Annotated in this window: 4 protein-coding genes and 1 pseudogene; 3 read left to right on the top strand and 2 right to left on the bottom strand. The window is 68.3% G+C overall.

The window, feature by feature from the left end; translation table 11 throughout:
* Nucleotides 1–1,688, top strand: a pseudogene (locus ACFXN1_RS49140) (elongation factor G-like protein EF-G2); the annotation flags it as partial.
* A 126-nt stretch (nt 1,689–1,814) separates the two neighbouring features.
* A complete protein-coding gene (locus ACFXN1_RS49145; protein ID WP_379446358.1) occupies nt 1,815–2,558 on the top strand; it encodes a DUF4191 domain-containing protein in 744 nt (247 codons plus the stop codon).
* 112 nt (nt 2,559–2,670) lie between these two features.
* On the opposite strand, the gene ACFXN1_RS49150 is transcribed toward ACFXN1_RS49145, so the two are convergent.
* On the bottom strand, nt 2,671–3,558 hold the full coding sequence (locus ACFXN1_RS49150) for an alpha/beta hydrolase (RefSeq protein WP_379446359.1): 888 nt from the start codon (nt 3,556–3,558) through the stop codon (nt 2,671–2,673).
* A gap of 226 nt (nt 3,559–3,784) precedes the next feature.
* Nucleotides 3,785–4,315, bottom strand: a complete 531-nt coding sequence (locus tag ACFXN1_RS49155) for an RDD family protein (RefSeq protein ID WP_354838458.1) — start codon at nt 4,313–4,315, stop codon at nt 3,785–3,787.
* A 450-nt stretch (nt 4,316–4,765) separates the two neighbouring features.
* Here ACFXN1_RS49155 and glnA point away from each other — a divergent pair, with 450 nt between their 5' ends.
* Nucleotides 4,766–6,202, top strand: a complete 1,437-nt coding sequence (gene glnA, locus ACFXN1_RS49160) for a type I glutamate--ammonia ligase (RefSeq protein WP_357010665.1) — start codon at nt 4,766–4,768, stop codon at nt 6,200–6,202.
* Nucleotides 6,203–6,419: the final 217 nt, after the last annotated feature.

Below are 6,419 nucleotides of genomic sequence, written 5' to 3' on the forward strand. Positions count from 1 at the left end.
AGATTCTGGGCGGCGGCCGGGCGGAAAGCATGCTGCCGCTGCATCTTCCGGTGTACGGGCCCAAGGGCGCCGACGGGCACCGGCCGGTGACCGGGCTGATCGAACTGCTCACCCAGCACGTCTACGACTACGCCACCGGGGAACGCGTGGAGACGCCCGCCTCCGAGGAGCAGCGGGAGCAGCTGGAGGAGGCGCGCAACCGGCTCATCGAGGGCATCATCGCCGAGAGCGAGGACGAGACCCTCATGGACCGCTACATCGGCGGCGAGGAGATCGACCTGGCAACGCTCGTCGCGGACCTCGAAAAGGCGGTGGCCCGCGGCAGTTTCCATCCGGTGCTGATCGCCGCACCACCGCCGGAGGGCGCGCGGCAGGGGCTCGGCACGGTGGAGATCCTGGATCTGATCACGCGCGGATTCCCCACGCCCGCCGAACATCCCGTGTCCGCGACCGGGTCCGGCGGCAAGGCCGCCGCGCTGGCCTGCGATCCCGCCGCGCCGCTGGCCGCCGAGGTGATCCGCACCGCCTCAGATCCCTATGTGGGCCGGTTGTCGCTGGTGCGGGTGTTCTCGGGCACACTGCACGCCGACGACACCGTGCACGTGTGCGGGCACGGACAGGGCGACACCGGTGATCACGATGCCGACGAACGCGTCGGCGGGGTGTCCGCGCCGTTCGGGAAGCAGCAGCGGCCGCTGCCGCAGGCCATCGCCGGGGACATCGTGTGCGTGAGCAAGCTGTCACACGCCGAGACCGGGGATACGTTGTCCGCCAAGGATTTCCCGCTCATCATCGAGCCGTGGTCCATGCCCGATCCGCTGCTGCCGGTGGCTGTGAAGGCGCACAGCAAGGCCGACGAGGACAAGCTCTCGCAGGGCCTGTCGCGACTGGTCGCCGAGGATCCGACGGTGCGGCTGGAACAGAACCCCGACACCCATCAGCTGGTGCTGTGGGTGCTGGGCGAGGCGCATCGCGATGTGGCGCTGGAACGGCTGCGGTCCCGGTTCGGGGTGCACGTGGATGTCATCGACCACCGGGTGGCGCTGCGCGAGACCTTCGCCACCCAGGCGTCCGGGCGGGGGCGGCATGTGAAGCAGTCCGGCGGGCACGGGCAGTACGCCATCTGCGAGATCGAGGTGGCGCCGCTCCCCGAGGGGTCCGGGATCGAGTTCGTGGACAAGGTGGTGGGCGGAGTCGTTCCGCGCCAGTTCATTCAGTCGGTCGAGAAGGGCGTGCGCGCCCAGGCCGCGCGGGGTGTGGCGGCCGGATATCCACTCGTTGATGTCCGGGTGACGCTGTTCGACGGGAAGGCGCACTCGGTCGACTCCTCCGACGCGGCCTTCCAGATGGCCGGGGCGCTGGCCCTGCGGGAGGCGGCCGCAGCGGCGCGCATCAACCTGCTGGAGCCGATATCCGAAGTGCACGTGGTGGTTTCGGACGACTACGTGGGACCGGTGCTGGTCGATCTGTCCAGCCGTCGGGGCCGGGTGCTGGGCACCGAGCCGGTCGGGCTGGGGCGCACCGCGATTCGCGCCGAGGTGCCGGAACTCGAGCTCAGCCGCTACGCCGTGGACCTGCGTTCACTGGCGCACGGCGGGGCCACCTTCACCCGTGCCTACGCGCGGCACGAGGCCATGCCCACGCAGCTGGCGGAGTCGATGCGGGACAAGGCCGGGAGCAACGGCTGAATCCGGCCGATCCGGCTGCCACCGATCCCACTGGGTGAGATGACGGCCGTCGCCGCGGTACCGACCGCTCGCCATCGCGATGATCCCGTCGCGAACCGGGCGCACCCGGCCATTAAGCTGGACGCCATGGCAGCAGGCAAGGGCGGTAATCCGTCGAAGGAAGCGAAGGCCGCGGCGAAGGCGGCGCGCAAACAGGCGTCGAAGGAGCGCCGCCAGCAACTCTGGCAGGCATTCCAGATGCAGCGCAAGGAAGACAAGCTGCTGCTGCCGCTGATGATCGGCGCCCTCGTCGGCGTGACCGTGCTGTTCCTGGTGATCGGCCTGATCTTCGGCATGCAGTGGTTCCTGCTGCCGATCGGCGTGCTGCTGGGCGCGCTGGCCGCGTTCATCATCTTCGGCCGCCGGGTCCAGAAGAACGTGTACGCCAAGGCCGAGGGTCAGGCCGGCGCGGCCGCCTGGGTGCTGGACAACCTGCAGGGCAAGTGGCGGGTCTCCCCCGGCGTCGCCGCCACCACCCAGCTCGACGCCGTGCACCGCGTGGTCGGCCTGCCCGGTGTCATCCTGGTCGCGGAGGGTTCGCCGCAGCGCGTGAAATCCCTGCTCGCGCAGGAGAAGAAGAAGGTCTCCCGCCTGGTCGGCGACACCCCGATCTACGACGTGGTGATCGGCAACGAGCAGGACCAGGTGCCGCTGAAGGAACTGCAGCGCTACCTGACCAAGCTCCCCCGCAATATCGACACCAAGCGCATGGACCTCATCGAGGGCCGGCTGTCCGCGCTGGCCACCCGCGGCGGTCCGGCCCTCCCCAAGGGCCCGCTGCCGAGCGGCGCCAAGATGCGCGGCGTGCAGCGCAGCATCCGCCGCCGCTGACCCACCGGAACCTTCGAGGCCCGCGTCCCCAGGACGCGGGCCTCGTTCGTTTCCGAAATGCCTTCGGCCACAAGGCCTGACGCTCTCGGGCCGGCCGGGTCGTACCGGAAGATCAGCCGACGTAGCGGGAGAGGAAGCGGACGACGTCCGGGGTGACGGTGCGCCAGTACTCGTCGGCGTGCGTGCCCGGGGTGACCAGGCCGATCTCAGGGTGGGCGGTGGCGATGTAGCGGCGGCAGCCGTCGATGAAGCGGTCGCGGTCGCCGCACCACACGCCGACGGGGGCCGGGCCCGCCTTGTCGAGGTTGCGCAGCGGGTCGAGCGCCGCCCACTGATCGGCATCGATGAAGGCGTTCCGCTTGGCCATTTCGGTCCACGAGGTGAGCAACCCCGGCGACATGGCAGCAACCGCGTTCAGCGGCCGGCCCTGTTCGAAGCGGCGGCGCGAGTACACCAGCGCGCCGAAGCCACCCATGGAGGTGCCGGTGCAGGCGAACGGCAGACCGCCCGGTGCGCCCAGGCGGCGCTGCGCCAGCCAGCCGGGAACCTCGTTGAGCAGCATGGACATTGGATCGTCGCCGGTGCCGTGGTCGTGCCAGTAGTTGTCGCCGCCGTCGAGGGCCACGAAACCGAAGGCCGGGGACAGCCGGGTGACGACCCCGGCGGCCAGCACGTCGCCGATATTGCCGACGGCCGAGGTGCGGGCGGTGCCGTGCAGGCCGTGCAGCAGCAGCGACACGGGCAGGTTCTCAGTGGGGACGCCGGGCGGCAGGATGGTGACCAGGTCCACGTCGCGGCGGCGGGCGGCCGAGTAGACCCGTTCCACCCGGACGACGGGGGTGATGCCGGCCGCGGTCTGCCCGATCTCCGCCGGGTCGACCGCCGCATTGCCGCCCGCGCTGACGGCCGCGCAGGCGCCGGCCAGGCCGAGCAGGCCGGTGGTCACGAACAGGGACCGCCGGCTGATTCTCCACGCGGCATCCCGGTAGCCCTCGACCATCGATCCTCCATCAGCACAGCATCAGCTATCTGCCCGACGTCAACCTGGCGGCTGCGTCGCGGCAAATCGCCGCAACCATACCGATCGAAGGCAAACTGCGGTGAACATTTGGCAACGTCCTGCCACACACTGCACCAACAGCATCGCAGGTCACAGGCCCGGCGCAGACCGACGCGCGCGCTGTACCGGGTTTCGAATCAACCCGCGCGGAAGTCCGCGGCGCGGGTCAGCGGCTGTAGACCAGGGCGGTGCCGGTGGCGCGGTCGTGCATGCCGCGGCCGTCGCTGTCGGTGAACAGGGCGGGGATGACGAACAGCAGGATGAGCTGCCGGACCAGGGCGCGAATGAAACCGACGGGTGCCTCGGCATCGACCCGGCTGACCCGCAGCTTCAGGAAGTACTGGCCGGGCGTGAAGCCGAACAGCGTGACCGCGGCGATCCCCAGCACGAACCACACCAGCAGCGTCGGCGTCGACAGCGCCTGCGTGATGACCTCGAAGTGCGAGGGCGGTTGCTGGCCCTTCGGAATGGTCATCTTCGAGATGATGTGCTCGGCGTCGGGCCGCACGATGATCGCGGCCAGGCCCATCGAGATGAACCAGTCGACGAGCAGCGCCAGCACGCGGCGGGTGAAGGGAGCGAGCGCGCCGCGTCCGGACGGCGGCAGGCCGAGTTCCTTGCCCTGGTAGTCACCGGGCGGGTTGTCTCCGGATTCGGCGTTCGGTCCGGACAGCCAGGAGCCGGTGATGCGAGCCATGCGCCCAGCTTATGCGGCGTCGGCGGGCCGGTTTCGCACCCCTGCCGGTCGGGGTGCGAGGACGGAACCATATATGGGTGCGTCCTAGCTGTTCACCCGGTCCCGGACGGGCGCGCAATCGTTCGGCATCCGAGATTGCCAGGTGGATGCCCGGCGGTGAGGATTGTCACGATGGCCGGACCGGAGTTGGCAAGGCCCCTAATTTTTCAGAGTCTTAACAGCCGCTTCGGGCAGGTCGGTGGCAGGATGTCCCTGCTGGTCGAGCATTGCTCGGCGACCGCTGCGGCGTCTTCGCGAACCCGGGGGCACCGCCGAACCCCCGGCCAGCAGTGCGTGTAACACTGGCGAAACACAGCCTTGATTACAGGGAAACACCGCGTCCATACCGTGTGGTCGCGACGAACCCATGCAGTCACCACTGGCTGGGAACCGATCCGTAAGGAGTACTAAGTGGCGTTCAGCACGGCCGACGAGGTCATCAAGTACATCAAGGAGGAGGAGCTCGAATACGTCGACGTTCGGTTCACCGACCTCCCCGGTGTGCAGCAGCACTTCTCGATCCCGGCGAAGGCGTTCACCGCTGATCTCGCCGAAGAGGGCCTCGCCTTCGACGGTTCGTCGGTGCGCGGCTTCCAGTCGATCGACGAGTCGGACATGCTGCTGCTGCCCGACTTCAGCACTGCCCGGATCGACCCCTTCCGCGCCGCGAAGACGCTGAACATGAACTTCTTCGTGCACGACCCGTTCACCCGCGAGGCCTACTCCCGCGACCCGCGCAACATCGCGCGTAAGGCCGAGGAGTACCTGCGTTCGACCGGCATCGCCGACACCTGCTACTTCGGTGCCGAGGCCGAGTTCTACATCTTCGACTCGATCCGCTACGACTCGGCCATGAACGGCGCCTTCTACGAGATCGACTCGATCTCGGGCTCCTGGAACACCGGCGCCGAGTACAACGCCGACGGCACCCCGAACCGTGGCTACAAGGTGCGCAACAAGGGTGGTTACTTCCCGGTTGCCCCGTACGACCACTACGTCGACCTGCGCGACAAGATCTCGACCAACCTGCAGAACGCGGGCTTCGATCTGGAGCGCGGCCACCACGAGGTCGGCACCGCCGGTCAGGCCGAGATCAACTACCGCTTCAACACCCTGCTGGGCGCCGCTGACGACCTGCAGCTGTTCAAGTACATCGTGAAGAACACCGCGTGGCAGGAGGGTAAGACCGTTACCTTCATGCCGAAGCCGCTCTTCGGCGACAACGGCTCGGGCATGCACGCCCACCAGTCGCTGTGGAAGGACGGCAAGCCGCTGTTCCACGACGAGTCCGGCTACGCGGGCCTGTCGGATCTGGCGCGTCACTACATCGGCGGCATCCTGCACCACGCCCCGTCGCTGCTGGCGTTCACCAACCCGACCGTGAACTCCTACCACCGTCTGGTGCCGGGCTACGAGGCCCCCATCAACCTGGTGTACTCGCAGCGCAACCGCTCGGCCGCGATCCGCATCCCGATCACCGGCTCGAACCCGAAGGCCAAGCGCATCGAGTTCCGTGCGCCGGACTCCTCGGGTAACCCGTACCTGGCCTTCGCCGCCATGATGATGGCCGGCCTGGACGGCATCAAGCGCAAGCTGGAGCCGATGGCCCCGGTCGACAAGGACCTCTACGAGCTCCCGCCGGAGGAGGCCAAGAACATCCCGCAGGCCCCCACCTCGCTGGCGTCGGTCATCGACCGCCTCGAGGAAGACCACGACTACCTCACCGAGGGTGGCGTGTTCACCGAGGACCTGATCGAGACCTGGATCGACATCAAGCGCACCCAGGAAATCGCGCCCGTCAACCTGCGGCCGCACCCGTACGAGTTCGAGCTGTACTTCGACGTGTAATCCTGACCTGCGCGAACGCGGTTGATTCTCGCGTTCGGTACGCAGTAGGTACGCAGTAGGCAAAAAGAAGCGGGGGGGGGAAACCTTCCGGGGTCCCCCCCCCCCCCTTTTTCTTTCCCCCTCCCCCCCCCCCCCCCCCGAAGGCCCCCCAACAACTCCCACGACCCCAACAAAACCCCGTTTTCCTCCTTCCGTCTTCCTATTTCCCCCTTTCCTC

Origin of the sequence: Nocardia sp. NPDC059154 (genome assembly GCF_042755705.1) — a bacterium.
Lineage (GTDB): Bacteria > Actinomycetota > Actinomycetes > Mycobacteriales > Mycobacteriaceae > Nocardia.

Bases quoted from the DNA above. Each gene is read 5' to 3' on its own strand.
- ACFXN1_RS49145 (WP_379446358.1), top strand. From the start codon at position 1,815: ATGGCAGCAGGCAAGGGCGGTAATCCGTCGAAGGAAGCGAAGGCCGCG.
- ACFXN1_RS49150 (WP_379446359.1), bottom strand. From the start codon at position 3,558: ATGGTCGAGGGCTACCGGGATGCCGCGTGGAGAATCAGCCGGCGGTCC.
- ACFXN1_RS49155 (WP_354838458.1), bottom strand. From the start codon at position 4,315: ATGGCTCGCATCACCGGCTCCTGGCTGTCCGGACCGAACGCCGAATCC.